Source organism: Brevundimonas sp., assembly GCF_031412435.1.
In the GTDB taxonomy this organism is placed as follows: domain Bacteria; phylum Pseudomonadota; class Alphaproteobacteria; order Caulobacterales; family Caulobacteraceae; genus Brevundimonas.
On record NZ_JANODA010000069.1, the window covers coordinates 1 to 26,800 of the forward strand.

A 26,800-nucleotide genomic window follows, 5' to 3' on the forward strand; every position below is an offset into this window, starting at 1 on the left:
GGCACCGGAAAGCCTCCAAAGCTCGTCATAGTCGCCGTCATGCGAAAGCTCGTCGAGGCCGCAAACCTCATCCTCGCCAGAGGCCAACCATGGGCCAAAGCCAAACCCGCCTGAACATGGTTGCTCACCCGACCGCGCCAGGACGACGGCTCCGCCGTCGTGCGCGGTCTCCCTCTCCCGCAAGGGAAGAGGGAGCTCCATGCCCTACTGCAGCGCCGCGTTGTCTAGGTTCAGCGCCGTGATCGGGATGACCTCGACGTTCGGGTGTTTCGCGCGCAGGGCGTCGATGAACTGGGCCGCGTCGCCGACGATGACCAGGCTGGCCCGATCGACCGGCAGGTGTTCGGCAAAGGCGGACTGTACCGCCGCCCCGTCGATGGCCTCGACCTTGCCGACATAGGCCGCCAGCTCGCTCATCGGCAGGTCGTAGAGCGCCAGGCCGGCGACGAGACCGCCCAGACCGTCGACGGTTTCCAGAGAGTCGCCGAACGCGCCGGTCAGGATGGCCTGGCGGGTAGTCAGCTCGCTCTCTGTCGGCCGGGTGGTCGACAGGCGGCTGATCTCGGTCAGGATCAGGTCGGAGACCTCGACCGCCGCGTCGTTGCGCGTCTGGGCGCTGGCGGTGAACAGGCCATCCTCGCGCCGCACGCCCAGGGACGAGCGGGTGCCGTAGCTGAGACCGCGCTTGATACGGATTTCCTGGTTCAGGCGGGAGGTGAAGCTGCCGCCCAGCAGGGTGTTGCCCAGGGTCAGGGGGAAATAGTCGGCGTCGGTCCGCGACACGCCGCGAAGCGCCACCGTGACCGCCGCCTGACCGGCGCCCGGCTGGTCGATGACGACGATCCGCGGCGGCAAAGGCTGGTCGATCGGGGCCGCGCGTGCGTCGCTCGGGCCGGCCTCGCTCCAGTTCCCGAAGGCCGACTGCGCCAGGGCGCGGGCGTCGGATTCGGAGATGGCGCCGGAGAAGACCAGGGTCGCCTCGGACGGGCGATAGCGGCGTTGGTGGAAGGCGGCCACATCCTCACGGGTGATGGCGGGGATGCTGGTCAGGGTGCCTGAACCCGGGGCGCCGTAGGCCGCATCGCCGTAGATGACCCGGGCGGCGGCCTGCGAGGCGACCGGACCGGGGGTGGCGAGGGCGACGCGCAGGCCGTCCAGGGTCTGGTCGCGCTGGCGATCCAGCTCTTCCTGCGCGAAGGCCGGATTGCGCACCAGATCGGCCATCAGGGCGACCGTCTGCGGGAAGACGTTGGCCGGGGCATTGGCGTAGACATTGGAGAAATCGGGACCCGAACCGGCGCCGATCGTGGCCCCGAGCTGTTCGATCTCGGTGGCGATTTCGGGTGCGCTGCGCGTGGCCGTGCCCTGGGTCAGCAGGGCGGCGGTCATGGCGGCGACTCCGGCCTTGCCCAGAGCCTCGTCGCCCGAACCGGCGTCGAAATTCAGGCGGGCGGAGACCAGCGGCAGGCCGTCCTTCTCGACGACCAGCACGCGCAGGCCGTTGTCGAGATGGAAGTCGGCGACCGGCGGCGTGGTCGGGGCGACCGGCTCGGTCGTCGCCGGCAGGGCGGCGCGCTCGGCCTCGGGCAGGAGGGTGAAGACCTGACCGACCGGGGCCAGGTCGGCGACGGTGACCGGGGCGGTGAAGGCCGTCGTCTGTTCCGTCACCGGGTTGGCGTCGTCGGCGTTCAGGTAGCGGATCGTCAGGGCGCGCTGATCGGTCAGATAGCGCCGGGCGACGCGCTGGATGTCGGCGGCGGTGACGGCCTGGATCTGGGCGATCTCGCGGTCGGCGACCGAGGCGTCATTGGTGTTGATCAGGGCCCAGCCGAGCGCGCTGGCCCGGTCGTCTATGGTCTCGCGGCCGCGCAGGGCGTTGGCGACCAGTTCGTTCTTGGCCTCTGTCAGTTCCGCCTCGGTCACGGGCGCATCGCGGAAGTTCGCGATCTCGGCCCGGATGGCGGCGATCCCGGTCTCGGGCGTCTCGCCGTCGGCCATGATGGCGTAGGCCGACAGATAGCCGGACTGCTGGGAGAAGTCGGGGCCGGACGAGGCCTGGGCCGCGATCTGCTGCTCATAGACCAGCGAGCGGTACATCCGCGAGCTCTCTCCGGTCGACAGGATACCGTCCAGCACAGTCAGGGGAATACGATCGGCGTCACGATAGGCCACGGTCGGCCAGGCCAGGACGACGGCCGGCAGCGGCACGTTCGGCGCATGGAAGGTCGCCTCGCGCGGGCCGGTCGGCTCGGGCTCGACGACGTTGTTTTCGGGCAAGGGCCGGTCGGGATTGGCGATCGGCGCCATGTATTCATTGATCCAGCCGTCCAGCCGGGCCTGGTCGAAATTGCCCGCCACGATCAGGATGGCGTTGTCGGGCCGGTAGTAGGTGGCATGGAACCGGCGGACGTCCTCGATGGTGGCGGCGTCCAGGTTCTCCAGTGAGCCGATCACGCCGCGACGGTAGGGGCTTTGCTGATAGATGGTCGCCGGCATGAACAGGCTGAACAGGCGGCCGTAGGGCTGGGCGAGGACCCCCTGTCGGTACTCCTCCTTGACCACGTCGCGCTCGCTCTCGAACACGCTTTCATCGACGACCAGCGAGGACAGGCGGCTGGCCTCGGCGAAGATCAGACGCTCGAGGTGATTGGCCGGGATGGTCTCGTGATAGGCGGTGACGTCGTCACTGGTGAAGGCGTTGTTGTTGCCGCCCACGTCCTCGGTCAGGCGGTCGAAGGTCTCGTCCGGGAAGTCCTTGGTCGCCTTGAACATCAGGTGTTCGAACAGGTGGGCGAAGCCCGAGCGGCCTTCCGGATCGTCCTTGCCGCCGACCCGGTACCAGACCTGGACCGTGACGTTCGACGTCGTCGTGTCGCGCGCGGTGTAGACGTCCATGCCGTTCGCCAGGGTCCGCTTCACGAAGCCCAGCGGCGGCACCTCGACAGAGGCCGGCGGAGTCTGGGCCATCACGGGCGAGAAGGTCCCCAGGGCGGTGACGATGGCGAGGGCGGCGACGGCCGATTTCAGACGAGACTTCATGGACGGGGACTCCGGAGTTGCGGAGGGACCGTATCAGTCCGGGGGAAGGGCGCACGTTACGGCGGTGTAATGTGAAGGGTGGCTGGCGAGAATCGGGCGCACGATCAGCCACCAGCCGCCTACTTCCCGAACACCTCGACGCCGATCTCGCCGTCCGGCGTCAGCCAGGCGCGCTTCATGCCCTGGCTGTTGAAGGGGTCGGCGCGATGGCCCGCAGCGTCGAGCGCGATCAGGCCGCCGTCGCCGCCCATCGCGCCGATGCCGGCGATGACCGCCTGTCCAGCCTCGGTGATGGAAGCGCCCGCCTCGACGCGCCAGTCCATCTGGGCCGCCGCCGCAGTGCGGATGAAATATTCGCCCTGACCCGTGCAGGAGACGGCGACCCGGTTAGTGGCCCAGACGCCCGCTGCCGGGATCGGCGTGTCGCCCACCCGCCCAGGCAGCTTGCCGAACACGCCGCCGGTCGAGGTGGCGGCCGCCAGCCGTCCCTCTGTGTCCAGCACGCAGCAGCCGACCGTGCCGTGGCTCAATGCCGGTCCCTGTCCGGGCGGGTGGTTGTCCTCGCCCTGACCGGCGCGGGTGAACCAGGCCTCGGGATCGGTGATCGGCTCCAGACCGTGCTCGCCCGCAAACCGGGCCGCGCCGGACCCGGCCAGCAGGACGTGCGGGCTGTGCTCCATCACCGCACGTGCGGCCCGAATGGGATTTTTGTAGCCCTGGAAGGCGGTGACGGCGCCCGCCCGGCGGCTCGGCCCGTCCATCAGACTGGCGTCCAGTTCGTATTCGCCCGCCAGGTTGGGGGAGGCCCCGCGACCGGCGACATAGAGGCCGGAATCCTCCAGCAGCACCGTCGCCTCCACCGCCACATCCAGCGCCGACGCGCCGGCCTCCAGCCGCACCCTCATGGCCTCGACCACCTCGCGCATATGGGCGATCTCGGCGGTGTAGTCGCGGCTGCGCCGCGCGCCGGCGCCGCCGTGGAGGATGAGGGCGGGGGCAGGCATGGCGTCTTCCCTAAAGCGCATCGGATCGTTAGCGTTCTGCCCTGCACCGGGGGACAGCATCCTGTCCACTGCGGCCATTCGGATAATTTGTCCCTGTCGATGACCGATCGTCTTATTCGCCCGTCCGCTGGTCCGGCTGACCTGCCGGGGCCGCTGTCGCTGGACCCGACGCTGGATCCCCGGCCGCTCAAATCCGCGTTCGACCGCTTCGGCCGCCTCCATGTACCTGGCTTTCTGACCGCCGACGCCGCCCACCATCTGCATGCTCTTCTGGCGTCGGAACGCGACTGGATATGTTCGACAATCGGCGGAGGGGTGGTCGCCGACGTGCCGGTGGAGATGATCGAGGGCCTCGCCCCTGCCGATCGCGCCAAGGTCCTTGCCCTGGCTCACCAGGAGGCCGCGCGCGGCTTCCACTATATGTTCGACACGGTACGGATCTCGACCCCGATCGAGAAGGGCGGACCTCTGCCAGACGCGTGGCGCCAGGTCGCCGCCTTTCTGAACGGACCTTCGTTCCTCGGTTTCGTGCGAAGCCTGACCGGTGACCCTCGCTGCGTTTACGTCGATGCCCAGGCGACCCGCTATACGGCGGGCCATTACCTGACCGAGCACGACGACGAAAAGCCCTCGGCGGGGCGACTCTACGCCTATGTACTGAATCTCACGCCGGACTGGCGGACGGACTGGGGCGGACTGCTGGCCTTCATCGACGATGACGGCCATGTGGCCGAGGCCTACCGGCCGAGCTACAACGCCCTGAACATCTTCCGCGTGCCCCAGCGCCATGCGGTCAGCTTCGTGGCGCCGTTCGCCGGCGCGCCCCGTCTGTCGATCACCGGCTGGATCCGGGACGCGATTCCGCCCGGCCACGCCTGATCCGGGCCATCATTTTTCAAAGCGAGAGACACTCCATGCGCGCAGTCCTGTCCAAGACCGTCGGCGGCCCCGACAGCCTCGTCGTCGAGGAGGTGCTGGATCCCACCCCCAAGGCGGGCGAGGTCATCATCGAGGTCAAGGCCGTGGGGGTGAACTTCCCGGACACCCTGATCATTGAGGACAAATACCAGTTCAGGCCGCAGCGGCCCTTTTCGCCTGGCGGCGAGGTCTCGGGCGTGGTCGAGGCCGTGGGCGAGGGGGTGAAGGGCGTCTTCAAGGGCGACCGCGTCATCGCCATGCCCGGCTGGGGCGGCATGGTCGAGCGGCTGGCCGTGCGGGCCGAGACCCTGATCAAGATGCCCGACGCCATGTCGTTCGAGGAGGGCGCGGCCCTGATCATGACCTACGGCACGTCCTACTACGCCCTGAAGGATCGGGCCCGGCTGAAGGCCGGAGAGGCCCTGCTGGTGCTGGGCGCGGCCGGCGGCGTGGGCGCGGCGGCCGTGGAGCTGGGCAAGGCCATGGGAGCGCATGTCATCGCCGCCGCCTCGACCAACGACAAGGTCCAGTTCGCCCTGGAGCTCGGGGCCGACAACGGCCTGATCTACCCGTCAGGCGCCATGGACAAGGCGGCCCAGAAGGAGCTGTCGGGCGAGTTCAAGCTGGCCTCGGGCCGCGACGGTCCGGACGTGGTCTACGACGGCGTCGGCGGCGACTATGCCGAACCGGCCCTGCGGTCGATGGACTGGAACGGCCGCTATCTGGTGGTCGGCTTCCCGGCGGGCATCCCGTCCTTCCCGCTGAACCTGACGCTTCTGAAGTCGGTGTCGGTCGTGGGCGTCTTCTGGGGCGCCGCCGCCGCGCGCGACCCCGAGGGCCACAAGGCCAATGTCGCCGACCTGATGACGTTCTGGGCCGAGGGCAAGATCAAGCCGCGCGTCAGCCGCACCTTCCCGCTGGAGCGGGCCCACGAAGCCATCCAGGCCCTGTCGGACCGCACGGTCATGGGCAAGGTCGTGGTGACCGTCGAAAGCTAGCTGTCGCGCAGGCGGTCGAGGGCTTTCTCGGCCGCCTCGCGGTGCCGCTTTCTGATATTGGCCCCGAGCGTGGCGATGACCGCCGTGATCACCGCCGCGTCGTCGGTGAAGCCGATCCCGGCCAGGACGTCCGGGATGGCGTCGATGGGCATGACGAAATAGGCCAGCGCCCCCAGCATGATCCCCTTGGCCGCCATCGGCGTCTCCGGGTCACGCGCGGCGTAATAGACGGACACGGCCTGGTTCGCGAACGGGATGCGGGCGGCCACCCGCCCGATCTTGGGCCAGAAGCCGGCCTTGACCCGCACCTCGTTGACCTTCTGCACCGAAGGGACCAGCGCCTTCGACGGATCGATGGCGTCTTCGGGGGTGATGGGTTTGGCTTTGGCGGTCATGGCGGCTAAATCCCCGCGGCAATCAGAAGTTCAGATCAGAACATAGGGACGATTACGATGAAACTCGACGGGTCGATCGCGGCAGTGGTCACGGGCGGGGCTTCGGGCCTCGGCGAAGGAACGGCGCGTGCCCTCGCGGCGACAGGCGCAAAGGTCGCCCTGTTCGACCTCAACGCCGAGAAGGGCGAGGCCATCGCGAAAGAAATCGGCGGAATCTTCTGCTCCGTCGACGTCACCGACGACGCCTCGGTCGCCGCCGCCTTCGACAAGGCCCGCGCCGCCCACGGGCAGGAGCGTCTGACCGTCAACTGCGCCGGCATCGCCACCGGCATGAAGACCGTCTCGCGCAAGAGGGACACCGGCGAGATCAAGGCCCACGACATGGCCCAGTTCGAGCGCACCGTCCGGGTCAACCTGTTCGGCACCTTCCGCGTCCTGAGCCAATCGGCCGCAGGCATGCTGACGCTGGAGCCCATGGAAGACGGCGAACGCGGTCTGATCGTCAACACGGCCTCGGTGGCGGCCCAGGACGGTCAGGTGGGCCAGGCGGCCTATTCGGCCTCCAAGGGCGGCGTCTACGCCATGACCCTGCCGGTCGCCCGCGATCTGGCCCAGGAAGGCATCCGCTGCAACACCATCCTGCCCGGCATCATGTGGACCCCGATGATGGCCGGCATGGACCAGAAGATCCAGGACGCCCTGGCCGCCCAGATCCCCTTCCCCAGCCGCCTGGGCAAGCCCTCGGACTACGCCTCGCTGGTGCTGGAGCTGGCCCGCAACGTCTACATCAACGGCGAATGCATCCGGCTTGACGGGGCTATCCGGATGGCGCCGAGGTAATTTTCGAAAAGGGGCCTTGCGACGGACCGTCAGGGTCCGCTATAGGCCCCGCTCTCGACGAGACGGATCGCCCAGCCGGGCCCCGTTACGGAGTGCGGGCGTAGCTCAGTGGTAGAGCACAACCTTGCCAAGGTTGGGGTCGAGAGTTCGAATCTCTTCGCCCGCTCCAGTCGATTTGAAGAGGCCCGGTTTCGACCGGGCCTTTTTCAATTCCGCACCGGGCTGCGTGAGTTTGCCAAGGTTGGGGTCGAGAGTTCGAATCTCTTCGCCCGCTCCAGTCGAAACAAGAGGCCCGGTTGCAAGACCGGGCCTTTTTGCTTCTTTGCCTTTGGGACGCTGCCGCTCGGATCGCGGAGCCTCGCTGCTTGAGCGCGGTGTTCAGTCCTCGTTCGCCGCGTTCGGGTCGATCGCCTCGTCCACCAGACGTCGCCAGTGGGGATCGGTGTCGTCGACCAGGTCGACATCGTCCAGCAGGGCCACCACGGCGTCGCCGTCGGGCAGGATCAGGCCCAGCACCTCCATCGGTTCGCCGAAGGCGCCGGCGTGGACCTCGGCCTGGACCGCGACCGCCCCCTGTTCGCCGTCGTCGTCCCACCAGATGACGGGTTGGGGCAGGTCCATGTCGATGACCTGCGGGTCTTCGCTATCGCCCAGGGCGAAGACCGCCCGGCGGGCCTGGACGTCGTCGAGGGTGGCCACCCGACCGGTGAAAGGCTTCAGCCGCGACCAGTCGTCGGCGTCGAAGCCGCCGCCGTCTTCGCTGAAGTCTTCGGTCGAATCGTCGGAGCCATGATCGTCGGTCATCCGGTCAGACTAACTACCGGAGGCCTCGCGGATCAATCAGAGGCCGAGCGCCGCCTTGATGACGCGCCAGTCGATGTATTTGAAGTTCTGGGTGCCGACGTCGTTGACGTCGTCCTGGACCACCACGACGCCTTCGGGGAAGGCGTCCGAGACCCGGCCGCCCAGGGCCGCCAGACCGTCGGTGCCTGTGACCCCGTCCACGACCCCGTCCTCGACCACGAACCGGCCCTTGTACTCGGGCGCGGCGCCGTCGATGCGCCAGACCGGGAAGGCGCTGTCGCCCTGGCTGGAGCCGATCAGATAGCGGGCTTCTCCGTCCGCCAGAATGGTCAGGCCCTCGGCGTCGGCGACCAGTCGGTCGGTCTCGATGCCCTGGATCAGGGTGCGGGCGTCGCCCGAGGCCGGGTCGAGGCCATAGCGCCAGACGCCGACGTTCTCCTCGGCCAGATACAGGGCGTTGGTCGCGTCGTCGGCGGCGCAGCCCTCGGAGATGGTGCCGATGTCGAACCGGCGAACCTCACGCGAGACCGGCTGGCCCGCGGCGTCGGCGGTCAGGACGAACTGGCGCACCTCGCCCTCGTGGCCGACGAGGATGGCGTGGATCTCATTGCCGCGACGGGCGAAGCAGAAACCATAGGGCTCGACCACATCTGTGCGGATGGCCCCCCAAGGGCGGACGCCGTTCTGGCCCGTGGCGGCGGGATCGAACAGATAGAGGGAGACGCCCTCCCTGCCGGGCGTCCGGTCGCTGGCGCCCAGCACCACCTGCGGACGACCCGAGACGGCCAGGCCGTCAATCGCATCGACGTTGTTCAGAAGGCCCTCGGGCATGAACTGGAGCACGGCGCCGTCGAAGCCGTAGATGTAAAGACCCGCCTTCTTGTCGGTGCCGGCGACGAAGCCGGGGGTGGTGGTTCCCATGATGACGACGGGGCGGTCGCCGACCCAGATGGCCGGGTCGTCGGCCGCGTCCTCGCCGCCACCCGTGCCGACCGACGGCGTCTCCAGCGTCGCCTGGACCCGGACGCCGGCGCCGATCACGCCTTCGCCCTCACCCTGGTAGTCGACCTCGCGGGTGGCGCAGCCGGCGAGCAGCAGGGCGGCGACGGCGGCGGTGAAGAGGGCGATCTGGCGCATGGCGAATCCTTGATGGAAGGGCGTGGCGCGGCGGCGCAAACCACGCGGGATACCGGTGGTCAACCCCGGTCAGATGCGGCGTTTCGGTCAGACGGAGCGGATATTCGACCGTCTACGGATGGACTGTCACGACGGTGTTCGCGAATCGCCTCGGGCTCTTCGCACAAGCGTCGCCGTGGCGTCGCTGCTCCAGCTTAGCAGCAGCGGACAGAACCGGCAGCGGCAGCGCTGACCGGGCCATCGGGGATGCTCAAAATGAAACTCGCACTTCTGCTGGGCGCCGCCTTCGCGCCCCTGCTCATCGGCAACGCCGCCTTCGCCCAGGTTCAGGAGGCTCCGGCCACCGCGCTGGAAGAGGTGATCGTCACGGGCCGCCCGGTCCTGCGGAACCGCACCGACGAGGTCGTTCCGACCCTGTCCTACGACCTGGAATATTTCCAGCGCTTCGAGCCGCTGACCGTCGGCGACGCCCTCAAGCGCGTGCCCAGCGTGACCTTCCTGTCGGACGTGCTGGAATCGGACGGCGTCCGCCTGCGCGGCCTGGACCCGGGCTACACCCAGGTCCTGATCAACGGCGAACGGGTCCCGGGCGCCGGCGTCGACCGCTCCTTCTTCGTCGACCGCATCCCCGCCGAGCTGATCGAGCGTGTCGAGGTCGTGCGCTCATCCTCGGCCAACCGGTCGGGCGACGCGGTCGCCGGCGCGATCAACATCGTGTTGCGCGACGCCCTGTCGCTGGACGGCGGCTATGTGCGCGGCGGTGTGATCGTCTTCCCGGGCAATGAGATCGGCGAGACCTTCGGCGCCGTCTACGGCGGCCAGGTCGGGGCCGGCCGTCTGCTCGTGGGCGCCAGCATCCAGGACCGGATCAACCCCAAGGACAAGTTCAGCGCCCGCTACGACCGTCCGGGCGGCGTTCTCGAAAACGTCGAGGTCCAGACCGATGTGCGTTCGGGCACCGACTACTCATTCAACGCCGCCTATGAAGTCGACGTGGCGGGCGGCACCCTGGACGTTTCCGGCGTCTTCGTTCGCACCGAACGCCTGCAGGACGAGGATTCGATCGAGTATCGCGGCGGCCGCCGGTCGGACGCGGACCTGCTGACGATCAACGACAACAATGTCGATATTGAAACGGACAACCTGCAGCTGCGCGCCCGCTACGAGCGCGAGATGTTCGGCGGCGAGACGCGGTTCAAGCTGGGCTTCGCCTCGCTGACCGACGACCAGTTCGAGTTCGAGAACGAGGCCGAGTACCTGCGCGACGCCATCATCTTCCCGGAAGAAGATCGTTTCACGGCTGACCAGACCTATACCGACATCGAGGACCAGGAGGTTTCGGCAGCGCTGGAGCACACCCGTCCCCTGACGGACTCGATCGAGCTGGAGTTCGGCGTCCAGTACGTCGGCAAGGAGCGGGACACCGACATCACCGAGCCGGCCCGCGTGCGCTTCACCATCCCGAACGCCCCGGCGCCGCGCCCGGCCCAGCCCGCCTTTGGCCCGCTCATCCCCATCCCGGGCGGTCTGTCGACCATCGAGGAAACCCGCATCGACCCCTACGTCATGGTGTCGGGCGGCAGCGGCGATTTGAAGTGGGAAGCCGGTCTGCGCTACGAAACCACCGAAACCTCGATCGACGACCAGACCATTCCGCGCATCGCGCTCGCCGGTGCGTCGAACGCCATCGAGAAGGACTACGCCATCCTGCTGCCGTCGGCGAGCGCGCGGTTCCAGCTGAACGACACCGACCGCCTGATCGTCTCGGCTGCCCGCACCGTTCGCCGCCCCAACTTCGACAGCCTGTCGCCCGCCCTGCTCGAAGAGGAAAAGGGCGACAGCGATTTCGTCGGCAATCCCAAACTCCAGCCCGAAACGGCCTGGGGCGTGGACGTCGGCGTCGAGCGCCGCCTGGGCGCGCGCGGCGTGGTCGGCCTGAACGTCTTCTACCGTGACATCACCGACCTGATCGAAGACGTGAACACGGGCCGGACCGGTTCGGCAGGCGCCGGGACCTTCGTCTACACCGTCGATAACGTCGGCGACGGCGAGGTCTATGGCGTCGAGTTCGACCTGTCGACGCCGCTGGACTTCATCGGCATGGACACCACGGGGGTGTTCCTGAACGCCTCGTGGCTGGACTCGTCGATCTCGGACTTCATGGGCGATCGTCGCTTCAACGACCAGTCGGACTATGTGCTGAACTTCGGCTTCACCCAGGACATCCGGTCGTGGAACGCCGCCTTCGGCGCCACCTACCGCAAGCAGGGCGAAGCCTATGGCCGCGTCATCGCCGAGGAGGTCACGACCCGCTACGGCGCGGACCTGGAAATCTTCGTCGAGAAGCAACTGTGGTCGAACACGGTCCTGCGCCTGACGGGCTCCAACCTGCTGGACTCGGCCAAGGAAGAGGACTTCAACAAGTTCGCCGATCTGGGCGACCAGATGAGCCGCAGCTTCGACGAATACGAGCTGGAGCGGGAAACCGCCGGCCCGGTCTATCAGGCCGTGCTGCGCGTCGCCTTCTAGGGCCCCAAAGCGTCTCGGAACAAGAAGGGCCGGGCGGTGACGCCCGGCCCTTCTGCGTTGTTCAATGGTCGTTCACAGGCATCGCGCGAAAGCGACTGGACCCGCGCCGGGACAGGCCGTAACCGGCTTGGGACGCCGGGCGGCGCCGGGCTTGCAGTCATCCGGTAGAACACCGCGCCGCGTGCCAAGACAGGAAGACCGAACATGTTCATGGAAGGCGACATCGACTGGGTTCTGGTGCTGGGCGTCGTCGCCGCCGTGACCTCGGTCGTCGCCATCCTGTCGCTGATCTTCGCGGTGACCAACCGGACCCGCCATGTCTCGACCTCAGACGAACTGGGCGCCGTGTCGAAGGCGCGCGAGGCGGCGGAGACGCGGCTCTATGAGACTCTGAACGCCATTCCTGTCGCCCTGGTCCAGACCGATCGCGGCGGCAAGTTCGTCTTCGCCAACCGCGCCGCCCACCAGCTGATGGGGCGTCGCGACGCCGAGCTGATCGGGCTGCGGTTCCATTCCGCGACCTGGGGCATCACCTATCCCGACGGCCGTCCTGTCCCGCCGGACCTGCTGCCCAGCGCGCGCGCCCTGCGCGGTCAGACGGTGAAAGGCTTCCAGCACATCCTCGCCAATCCCGCGACGCGTCGAAAGATGCTGGTCTCGGTGACCGCAATGCCGATTGAGGACTCCCACGGCCAGGTCATCGGCTCGACCGCCGCCATCGTGGAGACCGAAGGTCTGACCACGCCGGAAGTCTTCCAGCCTGAGATCCCGCCTGTCGCGACCAGCGACGACCTGACCCGCCGCGTGTTCGAGGCGGCCTCAAGCGCCCTGGTGGTGGTGTCCGCCCACGGCGTGGTGCGCGAAGCCAATCCCGTGGCCCTGGCCCTGTTCGGGCGCACGCTCGATGTCATCGGCGCCGATTTCGCCGACCAGTTCCTGGGCGAGACCGAGCGGGTCGAAGGCCGCCAGACCCTGCGCGCCGCCATCAACGCCCAGCCGGGCGAGGCCGATGGCATCGCCTCGACGATGGGTGGCGACAACGGCGTGGCCTGGCGGATTCTGCCGCTGAACGCACCGGGCGAGCCGATCGACGCCCTGCTGCTGGCCGGCGATCCAATCGTGCCGGAGGCCGAAGTCGAGCCCGCGCCTGTAGTGGAGCTTGAACCCGCCCCCCAGCCGGAATCTACGCCGGACGCCGGGAGTGTCGCCCCGGCCGAACCGGTCGCCGACCCGGCGCCGGAAATTGAAACCGCCGCGTCGCGCGAGACGCAGCTGCAGGCCGAACTCGAGGCCGCCCGCGCCCAGATCGAAGCCGAGCGGGCGGAGGCCCAACGGGCCGCCGGAGAGGCGCGCGCGCAGGCCCTGTCCCAGGTCGAGACGGGCAACGAAGCGTCGCGCCGGCTGGAGAGTGTGGGTCGCCTGACCGGCGGCGTGGCCAAGGACTTCAACGCCCTGCTCGCCGTCATGACCAGCGCGCTCGACATGATGCTGAAGACCGCCGACGACCCCGCCCGCGTGCGTCGTCTGGGTCAGGCGGCGCTTGCGGCAGGGCAGCGTGGCGAGGCCCTGACGCGCCGCCTGTCGGCCTTCTCGCAGGGCGAGGACGCCCATGCCCAGGTGCTGGATTCCGGCGTTCTGCTGCGCGCCATGGAGACGCGGTTGCGCGCTCTGGCGGGCCCCGGCGTCGATCTGATGATCGAAGGACCCTCGAATGAAGCGCCTGTGCGGGTCGATCCGGTCGGCTTCGAAGGCGCGGTCCAGGCCCTGGTCCGCAATGCGGTCGAGGCGCTTGGCGGTGCCGGTTCGGTCGCGGTGCGTCTGGAGGCCCTGGCCGACGGCGGGGTGCGGCTGACGGTGCGCGACACCGGTCCGGGACTGGACGCGGCGACGGCGGCGCGCGCCCTGGAGCCCTTCTTCACGACCCGCGACGGGGCGGCGGGTCTGGGTCTGGCCCAGGCCCATGCCTTCGCGCGTCAGTCGGGCGGCGCACTGACCCTGACAGGCGCCGAGGGCGAGGGCGCCGAGGCGACCCTGACCCTGCCGGCCGCTGAAGCGCGCGTCGAAAGCGCCGCCTGAGCCCTGTCTTCACCTTGGCTATACGCAGGGTCATGCTAGGTTAACGAACGTCGTTTCGCGTCGTTTGGAGCCCGGCCATGAAGATCCTGCGGTTCGTTCTGGTCCTCGCTGTCATCGGCTATGCGGGCTGGCTGGCCTGGCCCTTCATCTCTCCCTTCTTCGAGGGCGCCGATCCCACGGTAGCGACCGAGCGGGCCTCAGCCATGGCCGAAGCCGGCGGCGGCATTCCGCAGGCCGCGCTGTGGATCGGAGCGGTGGTCCTCTATCTGATTGCGGCCTTCATGCTGGGCGCGGGCAATCCCCGGGCGGCCGTCGCCTATTTCCTCGGCTTCCTGGCCGACGCCGTCCTGAGGCTGGCGATCGATCGGACCAGCAACGGCGGGCCGGCCAGCGACTCGATCCAGGCCGACACCTATGCCGGCGGCGGCGAGATCGCCCAGCGGTCGGCAGAGGCGGTGGCGCCGGCGGGTCTGCCGGTCGATCCGACCTGGCTGATCCTCGGAGTCCTCCTGGCGGTGGGCCTGATCATCGTAGCCGTCTCGCGACGGAGGCGTCGACAACGACAGGCCGGACATCTCACCGTCTGAACGCTCCCCGTCGGCCTGTCGCCCCCCGGGCTGTTTGAGGCCGGAACGAATACCCATATCCGCCACAGCGGTTGACCCGGGACGGTCAGGCGCTAGGACATCGGCCGACTCCCCGCCCGCGCCCGATCCAGAGGTTTCCATGGCAGACGCCGCCCCCGCCCCCGCCGCAACCGCTTCCTACGACGTCGTGATCATCGGCGGCGGACCCGGCGGCTACAACGCCGCGATCCGCGCCGGACAGCTGGGTCTCAAGGTCGCCTGCGTCGAGAAGGCTCAGACCCTCGGCGGCACATGCCTGAACGTCGGCTGCATGCCTTCGAAGGCCCTGTTGCACGCCTCTGAACTTTTCGAGATCGCCAACAAGGAGTTCGGCACGCTCGGGATCGATGTCGGCACGCCCAAGGTCAACCTGCCGCAGATGATGAAGCAGAAGGCCGACAGCGTCACGGCCCTGACCAAGGGCATCGAGTTCCTGTTCAAGAAGAACAAGGCCGACTGGATCAAGGGCACCGGTAAGATCGCGGCTGCGGGCAAGGTCGAGGTGACCGCCGCCGACGGAACCGTCACGACGCTGATAGCCAGGGATATCGTCATCGCCACGGGTTCGGAGCCCACCCCGCTTCCGGGCGTGGACTTCGTCGAGGGCAAGATCATCGATTCCACCGGAGCCCTGTCGCTTCCGGCGATCCCGAAGAAGATGATCGTGATCGGTGCAGGCGTGATCGGGCTTGAGCTCGGCTCGGTCTGGCGTCGTCTGGGCGCCGAGGTCACGGTGGTCGAGTTCCTCGACAAGGTCGGCGCCGGGATGGACGCCGAGGTCGCGACCGCCTTCCAGCGCGGCCTGACGAAACAGGGCATGACGTTCAGGATGGGGACCAAGGTCACCTCGGCGAAGGCGGCCAAGGACGGCGTCGTCCTGACCCTGGAGCCGGCAGCCGGCGGCGCGACCGAGACCCTGACCGGGGACGTGGTGCTCGTCGCCATCGGCCGTCGTCCCTATACGGCGGGCCTGGGTCTTGAGACCGTCGGGATCGAGACCGACAAGCGCGGATTCCTCGACAACGAACACCTGAAGACCGGCAAGGACGGCATCTGGGTCATCGGCGACGTGACCCACGGGCCGATGCTGGCCCACAAGGCGGAAGAAGATGCCGTCGCCGTCATCGAGTACATCGCCGGCAAGGCGGGTCACGTCGACTACGACCTGGTGCCCAGTGTCATCTATACCGCCCCGGAAGTGGCCTGGGTCGGCAAGACCGAGGAACAGCTCAAGGCCGCCGGCGTCGCGTTCAAAAAGGGAAAGTTCCCCTTCAGCGCCAACTCACGCGCCAAGATCACCCATGAGACCGAGGGCTTCGTGAAGGTCCTGGCCGACGCGACGACCGACAAGGTGCTGGGCGTGCACATCTTCGGGCCTGCGGCGGGCGAACTGATCGCCGAGGCCTGTATCACCATGGCCTTCGGCGGCTCGTCGGAAGACATCGCCCGCACCTGCCATGCCCACCCGACCCGCTCGGAAGCCGTCAAACAGGCGGCTATGGGCGTCGATGGCTGGACGATGCAGGCCTAGGCGTGGACCTCCGCCTCACCTGCAAGAGGGCCCTCGTCTGCGGGGCATCCAGCGGCCTCGGTCGGGCGGTCGCCGAGGCGCTGGCGGCGGAGGGCGTCCATGTCGCCCTGCTGTCGCGCGATGCGGCGAAGTTGCAGGTCGTGGCCGACGGGATCAATGCGACCGCGACCGGCAAGGCGGTGGTCGTGCCCGCCGATCTGGCGGACCACGCAGGGCTGCTGGCGGCGGTCGACACGGCCGAGGGCCTGCTGGGTGGGCCGATCGAGATCCTGCTGAACAATACGGGCGGGCCACCGCCGTCGGGCGTGGCGGGGCTGGACCCGGAGCTGTGGCGGACCCAGTTCGAATCCATGGTGCTGTCGGTGTTCCGGCTGACCGACCGGGTCCTGCCGGCCATGCGGGCGGCGGGCTGGGGACGGATTCTGAACGTGGCCTCGTCCTCGGCGGTCGAGCCCAGTCCCGTGCTGGGCGTGTCCAACACCCTGCGGGCGGGGATCACCGGCTGGGCCAAGAGCCTGGCGACGGAGGTCGCCGCCGACGGGGTGACGGTCAACACCCTGCTGCCCGGCCGTATCGACACGCCGCGCATCCAGCAGCTGGATCGGTCGAACGCCGAACGCACCGGCGTGACGCCCGAACAGGCGCAGGCGAAGTCGGTCGAAAGTATTCCGGTCGGACGGCTGGGCCAGCCGGCCGAATTCGGGGCCGTGGCCGCCTTTCTGGCCAGTCCGAAAGCGGCCTATGTCACCGGCTCCCTGATCCGCATCGACGGCGGCGCGATCCGGGGGATTTGAGCTACCGCTCGACGGCCGAGGGCGTGGTTCGCGGCTGCAGCCCGCCGAAGCCCATGCGACGCGAGCCGTAGTCCAGCTCCACCCGGCGGAAGCGAAAGAGAACGTCAGCGCCGATCAGAAGCGCCGGCCGGTCGCTGAGACCCAGGGCCCGGAAGGCGTGCAGATCCGCGAACAGAAGCGGCGTGGGTCCGAGCTGGTACCGGCCGATCTGCAGGGTGTCCAGGCTTCCGGCCTGGGCATCCATGGTCTGGCCGGTGACGCCGTAGAGCGGAATGGGGCGCGGATCGACCTGACCGCCGACGGCGCGAAGGAGAGCTGTGTTGCCGATTGAATACTGGCCCCCGCTATCGACGAACGACTGGACCGGCACGCCGTCGGCCACGGCATTGGTCAGGATGAGCTGGCCGGAGGCGTCGGCGCGCGCCCGCGCTCCGCCCGGCAGCCGCGTTGGAATGAAGGAGGCGGTACCGCGCGCATAGAAGTTCGGGCCCGAAGGCGTCAGGGCGACGGTTCGATCCGCCAGGTCCATCGACAGCCGGAACTGCGACAGGATGTCCAGACCCAGCAAGCCGTCCGCAGCCAGAAGCGACCGCTCGAACACGGGCATGACCATGTGGTTGAAGCGCCGCCTGCCGAAGTTCAGTCGATCGACCAGAACCGTGGGGGTGGTCGCCGCTGAGGTGATGCCGTGGACGACCACGGTCGGTCCGGGCTCCAGTCCCATGGTTTCGGCGAGGTCGCGGGCGATCGAGGTCCGCTCGGCGCCGGTGTCGATCACGAAAAGGCGCGGGCGCCCTCCGTTCAGCCGCACGGCGGCCGCCATCCGGGTCAGTAGATTCGCCGACAGGGACAGTGCATCCGGCGGCGGGGCGTCCGGGAGAGCGAGCGGCGGTGGAGCGGCCTGTTGCGCGGAGGCCGGACGGCCCGGACCGATCAGCAGGCCGGCGCCGCCGCCCAGCACCAGCCGGCGGTCGAGGCCCTCGCGCCCGGGTTCCTCCCTGGTCTGCGTTGCTCGCTCGATCATGGCCGCCTCCCCGCGGCATTTGCCCGAGCCTAGGACGGGGGCGACGGCGCGCATAGCCCGCGCGCGTTACCGATTGGTCATATCCGGGTGCAGCCTGAAGGTGTATGATGCCGGGCCTGAGCGGAGGTTCCGATGCTGTCGATGCTGCTCCTTCTGGCTGGCGCGCCCCAGTCGACGATCCCGCAGATGCCGCCTCCGCCCGTTCCCGGAGGGCAGGGCACGTTGCGGGTCTATGGCGCATCTCCCGGCTGCGCGCCTGGGCCGACGCAGGCCAATGATCCGACCTCGCCGGGCAACGGTCTGATGTGGCGCGAGGGCGGCCACGCCGTCGCCCTCTATCGCCTGCTCGACCGGCGTGTGAACGGCTGCCCGGATCCGATCGTCGTCAACTACCGTGTGCCGGGCTCGAACGCCGTCGGCCGTGAAGTCGGGCGCTCGACTGAACCCTCGTCGGTAATCATCCGCCGCTAAGCGCGTGGGTGCGCCGCAGCGTAGGCCCCCAGAAGGTGGGCGGCGTCGACGGCGGTGTATTTCTGGGTCGTCGACAGGCTGGCGTGGCCCAGAAGTTCCTGGATGCTGCGCAGGTCGGCCCCCGCGCCGAGCAGGTGGGTGGCGAAACTGTGCCTGAGCGCATGCGGCGTGGCGCTGGCGGGCAGGCCGAGACGGCCGCGCAGCTTCTGGACCGTCGCTTGCACATGGCGGGCGCTGAGCGGGCCGCCCCGTCGGGCGCGAAACAGGGCGTCAGACGGTTCGAGCGGGAAGGGCTGGGCGGCGAGTGCGGCGTCCACTGCCGAGCGGACGGCGGGCAGGACGGGTACGATCCGGGTCTTGCCGCCCTTGCCGGTGATGCGGAGGCATTCGGGCAGGGGTGCGTCGGCGCGGGTCAGGGACAGGGCTTCCGAAATTCGCAGGCCGCAGCCGTAGAGCAGCGACAGGACGGCGGCGTCCCGCAGGGCCTCCCACGGCTCGGTGTCGGGATCGAGGGCGGGCTCGGCCAGCATGCCCCGCGCCTGATCGGCGCTGACCGGGCGAGGCAACGAGGCCTTGACGCGCGGCCCGCGCACGAGGGCAAGCTGGGGCGCCGGCGTGTCGCAGCGACGGTCGAGGAAGACGTGGAAGGTGCGGATCGCCGACAGGGTCTGGCTGAGCGAGCGGGCGTTCAACGGGTGATCGCCACTGCGACGCTCGGCCAGATGACCGCGCAGTTCGGCGGCGGTGACGGCTCCGAGGTCGGCGAGGCTCTGCGGTCCGCCGCGATGGCGTTCGAGGAAGGCAAGGTAGAGCCGGCCGATATGACCATAGGCCTCCAGCGTCCGCGACGACAGCCGACGTTCGTGCGCCAGATGCTCGAGCCAGGCGGAGAGGGCCTCGGAGGCTGTCAGTTGAGAATCGGCCATCGTTCAGCCGTGCGTTCGACGACCCGGGCGATGAAGGCCACCAGTTCGCAGCCCATGCCCGGGGTGAAACCTTCTTCCTCGGACGACGCGAAGGCGCAGAGTGCGGGGCGGGCCTCCTCCGGGCGCTCGCCGCCCAGGTGCGGAGCCATGCGGATCAGGGCGATCGATCTGACCTGCTCCGTCGACGGGCCGAACAGGTCGAGGCCCTCGAACATCGGGCCCAGCCAGGTCAGGCCGTGGTCACCCAGCAGGGCGTCGACGCCGCCCACCTCAAGCGCGCGCCAGCCGAAGGGGACGCCGCCGGGCTTCTCGATGGCGATGGCGGCGCCGGCCAGACCGAACCTCCCTTGCGCGACCGCATCAAGCCGGCGGGCGAGGTCGGAGTGATTGCGCGATTCCATCAGGTCCAGGGCCGCGACGTGGGTCTGGGTCTGGGCGGCGAAATTGGCGCGGGCGACGGATTCGATGCGCTTCCTGGCATCGGCTTCGCGCTCGGCGGCCTCCTCGAGCCGGGTCAGGGCCGCGCGGCCGAACTCGACGACGTTGCGGCCGTGGGGTTTCAGCCCGACCTCTTCCAGCAGGGAGCGGTCGTCAAGAAGGGTCTGGGGATGGGCCTGCAGCCAGGCGCGCACGTCCGGCCAATGAAGCTCACCGGCTGAGAACAGGTCTGCGGTCTGGTCGGTGGACTTCACGTCGGCGCTCCTCCCGGAACGCCGGGTCGCAGGCTACAGAATCGACTGGCCGGTCTTGCCCCAGTCCGCCAGGAAGGCATCAAGACCCTTGTCGGTTAACGGGTGCTTGATCAGGGCCTTGAAAGTCTCGGGCGGCAGGGTCGCGGCGTCCGATCCGGCGAGGGCGGCGCCCGAGACATGGGCCGGGTGGCGCAGGGAGGCGGCCAGAATCTGCGTCTCGAAGCCGTGGATGTCGTAGAGGGCCCGGATCTCCTCCAGCAGCTCGAGCCCCTGCGCCCCGTGGTCGTCGAGGCGGCCGACGAAGGGCGAGACGTAGGTGGCGCCGGCCTTGGCGGCCAGCAGGGCCTGGGCGGCGGAGAAGCAAAGCGTCACGTTGGTCTGGATGCCCTTGTCCGCAAAGTTGCGAGCGGCGCGCAGGCCGTCCCAGGTCAGGGGCAGTTTCACGACCACGTTCGGGGCGATGGCGGCGAGCTTGTCGCCCTCCTTGACCATGGTCTCGAAATCGGTGGCGACGGCCTCGGCGGAGATCGGACCCTCGACCAGGGCGCAGATTTCGGCGATGACCTCGGCGATGTTGCGCCCGGACTTTGCGATCAGCGTGGGATTGGTGGTCACGCCGTCCACCATCCCGGTGGGCAGCATGTCCTTGATGACGGCGACGTCGGCGGTGTCGAGGAACAGTTTCATGGGGCGGTGTCTACCTGACGGGGCCTCGCGGTGAAAGTCGCCTCGGTCCTGATTCCCCTGCCGGTGCACGAGGCCTTCGACTACGAGGTGGCCGACGGGCTCGAGCTGGCGCGTGGCGATCAGGTCGCCGTGCCCCTGGGTCCGCGCCTGATGCGGGGCATCGTGGCCGAGGTGCGCGAGACAACGGGATCGAACCGGCGACTGAAATCGGTCGAGAGCCGGCTGGACGATCCGGCATTGCCGCCGGGGACGGTGGACTTCGTGGAGTGGGCCGCGCGCTGGACCCTGAGTCCGCCGGGAGAGATGGCGGCGATGGCTCTGAAGGGCTTGCGGGCGCCGCGTCCGAGGCCTGAGCGAAAGGTGCGGCGGGTCAGGGATCGGACCCCGGCACGGCCGACGGCGGCGCGGACTTCGGTGCTGGAGGCGCTGGGCGAGGGCGCGATGCGGGGCCCGGATCTGGCGCGGGCGGCGGCCGTGTCGTCGGCGGTGGTCAAGGGACTGGTCGACGAGGGGGTGCTGGAGGTTATCGAGACCGAGGCGGAGGCGGCTTTCGATGCGCCCGACCCCGACCATGCGCCGGCGAAGCTGAACGCGGACCAGGCGGCGGCGGCGGACGCTCTTTCGGCGGGGACGGAGGCCGGGGCGTTCAAGCCCTTCCTGCTGGACGGGGTCACCGGGTCGGGGAAGACCGAGGCCTATCTGGAGGCGGTGGCGCGGACGCTGAAGCGCGATCCATCGGCCCAGATTCTGATCCTGCTGCCAGAGATCGCCCTGACCCAGGCCCTGATCGAGCGGATCACGAAACGGTTCGGGGCGGCGCCGGCGGAGTGGCATTCGGGCGTGGCCCCGCCGCGTCGCCGGATGGTGTGGGAGGCGGTGGTCGCGGGCCGCTGCAACATCGTGGTCGGAGCGCGGTCGGCCCTGTTCCTGCCCTTCCCGAACCTGAAGCTGATCGTGGTGGACGAGGAGCACGACGGGTCGTTCAAACAGGAGGACGGGCTGGTCTATCACGGTCGCGACCTGGCCGTGGCGCGGGCCCGGATCGAGGGGGCGGTGGTGGTCCTGGCCTCGGCGACCCCGTCGCTGGAGACGCTGTGGAACGCCCACCATGGTCGCTACGGCTGGCTGAAGCTGTCGAGCCGGCACGGGGCGGCGGTCCTGCCGCAGATCAGCCTGCTGGACCTGAGGCAGAACCCGCCCGACCCCCAGACCTGGCTGTCGCAGCCGCTGAGGGAGGCGATCGGGGAAACCTTGCTGGCGGGGGAACAGACGCTGCTGTTCCTGAACCGGCGGGGCTATGCGCCGGTGGTTCTGTGCCGGGCCTGCGGGCATCGCATGACCTCGCCCGACACCGACAGCTGGCTGGTCGAGCATCGCTACACCGGGCGGCTGGTCTGCCACCTGACCGGGTTCTCGATGGTGCGGCCGAAGCTCTGTCCATCGTGCGGAGCCGAGGACAGTCTGGTCTCGGTCGGACCGGGCGTCGAAAGGGTCGAGGAGGAGGTGCGCCAGTTGTTCCCCGAGGCGCGGACGGCGGTGTTCTCCTCCGACACCATCCCGGATCCGAAGGCGATGCGGGCCCTGATCCAGCGGATGACCGACGGGGAAATCGATATCCTGGTGGCGACCCAGGCGGCGGCCAAGGGGCACAACTTCCCGCATCTGACCCTGGTCGGGGTGGTGGATGCGGACCTGGGGCTACGCGGAGGCGACCTGAGGGCGGCCGAGCGGACCTTCCAGTTGCTGACCCAGGCGACGGGCCGGGCCGGGCGGGCGGACAAGCCGGGACGGGCCATCCTGCAGACATGGACGCCCGAGCATCCGGTCTTGATGGCGCTGGCGGCCGGGGATCGGGACGCCTTCGTCGAGGCCGAGATGGCCGAGCGGGAGGCGGCGTCCCTGCCTCCGCACGGGCGGCTGGCGGCGATCATCCTGTCGGGGATCGATGCCATGGCCGTGGAGAAGGTGGCCAACGATCTGGCCGCAGCGATCCCCAATGCGGAGCGGTTGGAGGTCTATGGGCCGGCCGATGCGCCGCTGGGGCTGATCCGGGGACGGCGGCGGAAGCGGCTGCTGGTCCGGGCGGATCGCGACGTGGATCTGCAGGGGTTCCTGCGGTCGTGGCTCAGCCGGGTGAAGGTTCCCGGATCGGTGCGGCTAACGGTCGATGTGGACCCGTACAGCTTCCTGTAGGGCGCTACCGCTCGACACGCGGCGTCTTGTTGCTTGAGCGCGCGGCCGCTTGGATCAGCGCGCCTCGGTCAGCCGGATCTCGAACAGCTTCGGCCAGTTCTTGCCGGTGACGAACAGTCGCCGGTTCTCCGCGTCCCAGGCGATGCCGTTGAGGACGTCGTCGGCGGGATTGTCGACCGGGTCGGGCAGGATGCCGGTCAGGTCGATGACGCCGGTGACCACACCGGTCGCAGGGTCGATGCGGACGATGAAGTTGGTCTGCCAGACGTTGGCCCAGACCTCGCCCTCGATGAACTCGAGCTCGTTCAACCGCTCCAGGGGGCGGCCCATATAGGTGACGGGCACCGAGCCGGTCTGTTGCAGGGTGACGGGATCGAGGAAGCGCAACGCGGCGGTGCCGTCGGACAGGATGACGCGCGTGTCGTCGTGGGTCAGGCCCCAGCCTTCGCCGGAATAGGAGAAGGTCCCGGCCGGCTCCAGATCATCGATGTCCCAGACGAAGCCGTGACCGCCCTGCCAGGTCAGGGTGATGATGCGGTCGCCGACGGCTGTCAGGCCCTCGCCGAAGAACTGCAAATCCAGGTCGCGCTTCTGCAAGACCACGCCGTCCTCAAGGCGCACGCGGCGCACGCTGGACGGATGGCGTCCGGTGCTCTCCAGCAGGATGCCGTCGTGAAACACGAGCCCCTGGGTGAAGGCCGCCGGATCGTGCGGATAGACGGCAACGATCTCATAGCCGTAGCGGGGCGGCCGGGCGGGCTGGGCCGGCGCCACGGTCTGGGTGACGGGGGCCGCCGGCGCCGCCGTCTGTGCGAACACGGCCGGGGCGAAGGCGAGGCCGATCAGCCCCGCGAACGCCGCGACCCGCCCGGGCGCCCGCCCACGCATCAGTGAGTTGGGTCGGCGGCGGCTTCCGCCTCCGCCGCCTTGGCGCGCACTTCCGCCTGATCGGCGACCTGACGGGCAAGCTTGGCCTTCTCCTGCTTGGAGGTGGCCGATCGACCCATCATGTTCAGCGCCTCCACCCCGGCCGAGAAGGCCATGGCGGCGTAGATATAGCCCTTGGGCACATGGAAGCCGAAGCCGTCGGCGATCAGCACCAGGCCGATCATCAGGAGGAAGCCCAGGGCCAGCATGACCACGGTCGGGTTCTTGGCGATGAAGTTGGCCAGCGGGTCGGCGGCCAGCAGCATGACGGTGACGGCGGCCAGAACGGCCACGACCATGATCGGCAGGTGCTCGGTCATGCCGACGGCGGTCAGGATGGAGTCGATCGAGAAGACCAGGTCGAGGATGATAATCTGGACGATCGCCGAGCCGGCGTTGGAGATCATCACGTCCTTCTTGTCGAGGACGTCGTGGGTCGGCGTGGGATCGACCGTGTGGTGGATTTCCTTGGTCGCCTTCCAGATCAGGAACAGGCCGCCCGCGATCAGGATCAGGTCCTTCCACGAGAACTCGTTGCCCATGACCGTGAAGACCGGCTGGATCAGGCCGACCAGCCAGGCGATGATCGACAGAAGGGCGAGGCGCATCACCAGGGCCAGGCCGATGCCGATGCGACGCACCCGCTGGCGATGCTCGGGAGGCAGCTTGTTCGACAGGATCGAGATGAAGATCAGATTGTCGATGCCGAGCACGACCTCCATCACCACCAGGGTGACGAGGGCGGCCCAGGCGGCGGGATCTGAGAGAAGCGGGATGATGCTGTCGAACATTGGGGTCTCGCGGACGGGATTAATTTTCCCTGTAGCGCACGGGGCGCGACAGAGTTCAAGCGGACGTTAGGGCGAAAGGGACGAGGCTCGCGCCGACCGGGCGCCGGCAGGGTGCGACCGTATCGTTCCCCGGCTTCGGTTGCGACAGCGAAAACCCCATGCTATCAGGCGCCCGGCTTCCAGGGGGCGTTTCTGACGAGACGGCCCTTGGCGTGCTTTCCTTAAGCATTACAAGCCTTTGACCGGCGCGAGCTTCGCGGCCGGTCGTTTGAACAGATACGCACAGCGGACGGACAGGCCTTGGCTGACGATTTCAGAACGACGGAAGTCGGCGCGCGCTACGCACAGGCGCTGTTCGACCTGGCCCTGGAAACGGGTGGCCTGGAGGCCGTTCGCGCCGACCTGAAGTCGTTGAAGGCCGCCTGGATCGAGAGCGCCGACCTGCGCCGCCTCGCCCATTCGCCGGTCATCGCCGCCGAAGACCAGCAGAAGGGCCTCATCGCCATCGCCGACAAGGCGAAGTTCGAGACCACGACGAAGAATTTCCTCGGCCTGCTGGCCCAGAACGGCCGGGCCCGCGACCTCGGCGCCGTGATCACGGGCTTCGAGACTCTCTATTCGGTCCATACCGGCGCCGTCGCCGCCGAGGTGGTCTCGGCCGTGCCGCTGACGACCGCCCAGACCACCCACATCCGCTCGGCCCTCATGAAGGCGCTGGGCAAGGCCCCCGAGATGACCGCCCGCGTCGATCCGTCGATCCTGGGCGGGCTGAAGGTCAAGGTCGGATCGAAGCTCTTCGACGCCTCGCTGAAGACCAGGCTCGACCAGATGAAGTTCGCCCTCAAACGGGCCTGACGTAAACTGCAATCCGCCGCTGGCGGGAAACGCCAACACTGCTGATCGGCTCTGCCGATAGCGCCAAGACAGCCGACGACGCCAACAGCGCCGAACGACAAGACAGAGAGACAGACATGGACATCCGCGCCGCCGAGATTTCGGCCATCCTCAAGTCCCAGATCGCCAACTTCGGCGTGGAAGCCGACGTCTCGGACGTCGGTCAGGTGCTGTCGGTCGGTGACGGCATCGCCCGCATCCACGGTCTGGACAACGTCCAGGCCGGCGAGATGATCGAGTTCCCCAAGGCCGGCGTGAAGGGCATGGCCCTGAACCTCGAACGCGACAACGTGGGCGCCGTGATCTTCGGCGCCGACGCCCAGATCGCCGAGGGCGACGAAGTCCGCCGTCTGGGCGAGATCGTGGACGTTCCGGTCGGCAAGGGCCTGCTGGGCCGCGTCGTCAACCCGCTGGGCGAGCCGATCGACGGCAAGGGCCCGATCCAGTTCACCGAGCGTCGCCGCGTGGACGTGAAAGCCCCCGGCATCATTCCCCGGAAATCGGTGCACGAGCCGATGCAGACCGGCCTGAAGGCCATCGACACCCTGATCCAGAAGTCGATCAACGTCGAAGGCGCGTCGGAAGGCGAGAAGCTGTACTGCATCTACGTCGCCATCGGCCAGAAGCGCTCGACCGTGGCCCAGATCGTCAAGACGCTCGAGGAGCGGGGCGCCCTGGAATACACCATCGTCGTCGCCGCCACGGCCTCGGAGCCGGCCCCGCTGCAGTTCCTGGCCCCGTTCTCGGGCACGGCCATGGGCGAGTATTTCCGCGACAACGGCATGCACGCCCTGATCGTGTATGACGATCTGTCGAAGCAGGCCGTCGCCTATCGCCAGATGTCCCTGCTGCTGCGCCGCCCGCCGGGCCGCGAAGCCTATCCGGGCGACGTCTTCTATCTGCACAGCCGCCTGCTGGAGCGTTCGGCCAAGCTGAACGCCGACTACGGCTCGGGTTCGATGACCGCCCTGCCGCTGATCGAGACCCAGGCCAACGACGTCTCGGCCTACATCCCGACGAACGTGATCTCCATCACCGACGGCCAGATCTTCCTCGAGTCCGACCTGTTCTACCAGGGCATCCGCCCCGCCGTGAACGTCGGCATCTCGGTGTCGCGCGTGGGCGCCTCGGCCCAGACCAAGGCGATGAAGAAGGTCGCCGGCTCGATCAAGGGCGAGCTGGCCCAGTATCGGGAAATGGCCGCCTTCGCCAAATTCGGTTCGGACCTCGACGCCTCGACCCAGAAGCTGCTGGCCCGCGGTGCCCGCCTGACCGAGCTGCTGAAGCAGCCGCAGTACAGCCCGCTGACCATGGAAGAGCAGGTCGTCTCGGTCTACGCCGGCACGCGCGGCTATCTGGACGGCATCGCGGTGGGCGACATCGGCCGCTTCGAGACCGAGCTGCTGGCCCGCATCAAGTCGTCGAACGCCGGCCTGCTGGACGGCATCCGCGCCAAGAAGGACCTCACCGCCGAGCTCGAAGCCGAGCTGAAGTCGGTGCTGGA

At 68.6% G+C, this 26,800-nt stretch carries 23 protein-coding genes and 1 tRNA gene; 13 read left to right on the forward strand and 11 right to left on the reverse strand.

All coding sequences use genetic code 11. The features are described 5' to 3' along the window. Nucleotides 1-204: 204 nt before the first annotated feature. Together RMO01_RS13385 and RMO01_RS13390 are read right to left on the reverse strand one after the other, a co-directional pair. Nucleotides 205-3,039, reverse strand: coding sequence for a pitrilysin family protein (locus tag RMO01_RS13385; RefSeq protein WP_309629556.1), 2,835 nt, complete (start codon nucleotides 3,037-3,039; stop codon nucleotides 205-207). Nucleotides 3,040-3,158: 119 nt separating this feature from the next. Then, nucleotides 3,159-4,043 carry an isoaspartyl peptidase/L-asparaginase family protein gene (locus RMO01_RS13390; protein ID WP_309629557.1) on the reverse strand — a complete coding sequence of 295 codons (885 nt, stop codon included), beginning with the start codon at nucleotides 4,041-4,043 and terminating at the stop codon, nucleotides 3,159-3,161. A 99-nt stretch (nucleotides 4,044-4,142) separates the two neighbouring features. Between RMO01_RS13390 and RMO01_RS13395 the strand changes: the two genes are divergently transcribed. Then, a complete protein-coding gene (locus RMO01_RS13395) occupies nucleotides 4,143-4,922 on the forward strand; it encodes a 2OG-Fe(II) oxygenase family protein (RefSeq protein WP_309629558.1) in 780 nt (259 codons plus the stop codon). A 35-nt stretch (nucleotides 4,923-4,957) separates the two neighbouring features. Beyond that, nucleotides 4,958-5,959, forward strand: a complete 1,002-nt coding sequence (locus RMO01_RS13400) for an NADPH:quinone oxidoreductase family protein (protein WP_309629559.1) — start codon at nucleotides 4,958-4,960, stop codon at nucleotides 5,957-5,959. Here the strand turns inward: RMO01_RS13400 and RMO01_RS13405 are convergent. Further along, on the reverse strand, nucleotides 5,956-6,354 hold the full coding sequence (locus RMO01_RS13405) for a YkvA family protein (RefSeq protein WP_309629560.1): 399 nt from the start codon (nucleotides 6,352-6,354) through the stop codon (nucleotides 5,956-5,958). The genes RMO01_RS13400 and RMO01_RS13405 overlap by 4 nt on opposite strands. Nucleotides 6,355-6,411: 57 nt before the next feature. Between RMO01_RS13405 and RMO01_RS13410 the strand changes: the two genes are divergently transcribed. Beyond that, the gene (locus tag RMO01_RS13410) at nucleotides 6,412-7,194 is read left to right on the forward strand and encodes an SDR family oxidoreductase (RefSeq protein ID WP_309629561.1); all 783 of its coding nucleotides are present in this window, start codon (nucleotides 6,412-6,414) and stop codon (nucleotides 7,192-7,194) included. 94 nt (nucleotides 7,195-7,288) lie between these two features. Continuing rightward, nucleotides 7,289-7,363: transfer RNA gene (locus tag RMO01_RS13415), tRNA-Gly, on the forward strand. Nucleotides 7,364-7,572: 209 nt separating this feature from the next. Here RMO01_RS13415 and RMO01_RS13420 read toward each other — a convergent pair. Continuing rightward, nucleotides 7,573-7,998, reverse strand: a complete 426-nt coding sequence (locus tag RMO01_RS13420) for a hypothetical protein (protein ID WP_309629562.1) — start codon at nucleotides 7,996-7,998, stop codon at nucleotides 7,573-7,575. Between the two features lie 36 nt (nucleotides 7,999-8,034). Next, the gene (locus tag RMO01_RS13425; RefSeq protein ID WP_309629563.1) at nucleotides 8,035-9,135 is read right to left on the reverse strand and encodes a phytase; all 1,101 of its coding nucleotides are present in this window, start codon (nucleotides 9,133-9,135) and stop codon (nucleotides 8,035-8,037) included. A gap of 255 nt (nucleotides 9,136-9,390) precedes the next feature. On the opposite strand from RMO01_RS13425, the gene RMO01_RS13430 reads away from it, so the two are divergent. From RMO01_RS13430 to RMO01_RS13450, 5 genes are all read left to right on the forward strand, one after another. Beyond that, the gene (locus RMO01_RS13430) at nucleotides 9,391-11,664 is read left to right on the forward strand and encodes a TonB-dependent receptor domain-containing protein (protein WP_309629564.1); all 2,274 of its coding nucleotides are present in this window, start codon (nucleotides 9,391-9,393) and stop codon (nucleotides 11,662-11,664) included. Nucleotides 11,665-11,868: 204 nt separating this feature from the next. Then, a complete protein-coding gene (locus tag RMO01_RS13435; protein WP_309629565.1) occupies nucleotides 11,869-13,740 on the forward strand; it encodes an ATP-binding protein in 1,872 nt (623 codons plus the stop codon). 77 nt (nucleotides 13,741-13,817) lie between these two features. Beyond that, nucleotides 13,818-14,327 carry a hypothetical protein gene (locus RMO01_RS13440; protein ID WP_309629566.1) on the forward strand — a complete coding sequence of 170 codons (510 nt, stop codon included), beginning with the start codon at nucleotides 13,818-13,820 and terminating at the stop codon, nucleotides 14,325-14,327. A gap of 139 nt (nucleotides 14,328-14,466) precedes the next feature. After that, nucleotides 14,467-15,897, forward strand: coding sequence for a dihydrolipoyl dehydrogenase (gene lpdA, locus RMO01_RS13445; protein ID WP_309629567.1), 1,431 nt, complete (start codon nucleotides 14,467-14,469; stop codon nucleotides 15,895-15,897). A 2-nt stretch (nucleotides 15,898-15,899) separates the two neighbouring features. After that, nucleotides 15,900-16,691 (forward strand): SDR family oxidoreductase, encoded by a 792-nt coding sequence (locus RMO01_RS13450; RefSeq protein ID WP_309629568.1) that lies wholly within the window; start codon nucleotides 15,900-15,902, stop codon nucleotides 16,689-16,691. A gap of 1 nt (nucleotide 16,692) precedes the next feature. Here the strand turns inward: RMO01_RS13450 and RMO01_RS13455 are convergent, their stop codons facing one another. Further along, nucleotides 16,693-17,715, reverse strand: a complete 1,023-nt coding sequence (locus tag RMO01_RS13455; protein WP_309629569.1) for a pepsin/retropepsin-like aspartic protease family protein — start codon at nucleotides 17,713-17,715, stop codon at nucleotides 16,693-16,695. 132 nt (nucleotides 17,716-17,847) lie between these two features. On the opposite strand from RMO01_RS13455, the gene RMO01_RS13460 reads away from it, so the two are divergent. Continuing rightward, nucleotides 17,848-18,186 (forward strand): hypothetical protein, encoded by a 339-nt coding sequence (locus RMO01_RS13460; protein WP_309629570.1) that lies wholly within the window; start codon nucleotides 17,848-17,850, stop codon nucleotides 18,184-18,186. On the opposite strand, the gene RMO01_RS13465 is transcribed toward RMO01_RS13460, so the two are convergent. From RMO01_RS13465 to fsa, 3 genes are read right to left on the reverse strand one after another with little or no spacing between them, the layout of a single operon-like run. Beyond that, entirely contained in the window at nucleotides 18,183-19,112 is a 930-nt protein-coding gene (locus RMO01_RS13465; RefSeq protein WP_309629571.1) for a tyrosine recombinase XerC, read from the reverse strand. The genes RMO01_RS13460 and RMO01_RS13465 overlap by 4 nt on opposite strands. Beyond that, entirely contained in the window at nucleotides 19,094-19,804 is a 711-nt protein-coding gene (locus tag RMO01_RS13470) for a DUF484 family protein (protein ID WP_309629572.1), read from the reverse strand. The genes RMO01_RS13465 and RMO01_RS13470 overlap by 19 nt, the downstream gene beginning before the upstream one ends. 33 nt (nucleotides 19,805-19,837) lie before the next feature. Next, complete coding sequence (gene fsa / locus RMO01_RS13475; protein ID WP_309629573.1) at nucleotides 19,838-20,491, reverse strand: fructose-6-phosphate aldolase; 654 nt, start codon at nucleotides 20,489-20,491, stop codon at nucleotides 19,838-19,840. A 30-nt stretch (nucleotides 20,492-20,521) separates the two neighbouring features. Here fsa and RMO01_RS13480 point away from each other — a divergent pair, with 30 nt between their 5' ends. Further along, the gene (locus RMO01_RS13480) at nucleotides 20,522-22,684 is read left to right on the forward strand and encodes a primosomal protein N' (RefSeq protein WP_309629574.1); all 2,163 of its coding nucleotides are present in this window, start codon (nucleotides 20,522-20,524) and stop codon (nucleotides 22,682-22,684) included. Nucleotides 22,685-22,738: 54 nt separating this feature from the next. Here RMO01_RS13480 and RMO01_RS13485 read toward each other — a convergent pair whose 3' ends face one another. Beyond that, a complete protein-coding gene (locus RMO01_RS13485) occupies nucleotides 22,739-23,572 on the reverse strand; it encodes a glutaminyl-peptide cyclotransferase (protein WP_309629575.1) in 834 nt (277 codons plus the stop codon). Then, the gene (locus tag RMO01_RS13490; RefSeq protein WP_309629576.1) at nucleotides 23,572-24,402 is read right to left on the reverse strand and encodes a TerC family protein; all 831 of its coding nucleotides are present in this window, start codon (nucleotides 24,400-24,402) and stop codon (nucleotides 23,572-23,574) included. The genes RMO01_RS13485 and RMO01_RS13490 overlap by 1 nt, the downstream gene beginning before the upstream one ends. A gap of 300 nt (nucleotides 24,403-24,702) precedes the next feature. On the opposite strand from RMO01_RS13490, the gene RMO01_RS13495 reads away from it, so the two are divergent. Beyond that, nucleotides 24,703-25,257 carry a F0F1 ATP synthase subunit delta gene (locus tag RMO01_RS13495; protein ID WP_309629577.1) on the forward strand — a complete coding sequence of 185 codons (555 nt, stop codon included), beginning with the start codon at nucleotides 24,703-24,705 and terminating at the stop codon, nucleotides 25,255-25,257. A 116-nt stretch (nucleotides 25,258-25,373) separates the two neighbouring features. After that, on the forward strand, nucleotides 25,374-26,800 hold a 1,427-nt coding region (gene atpA, locus RMO01_RS13500; RefSeq protein ID WP_309629578.1), incomplete at its 3' end, for a F0F1 ATP synthase subunit alpha.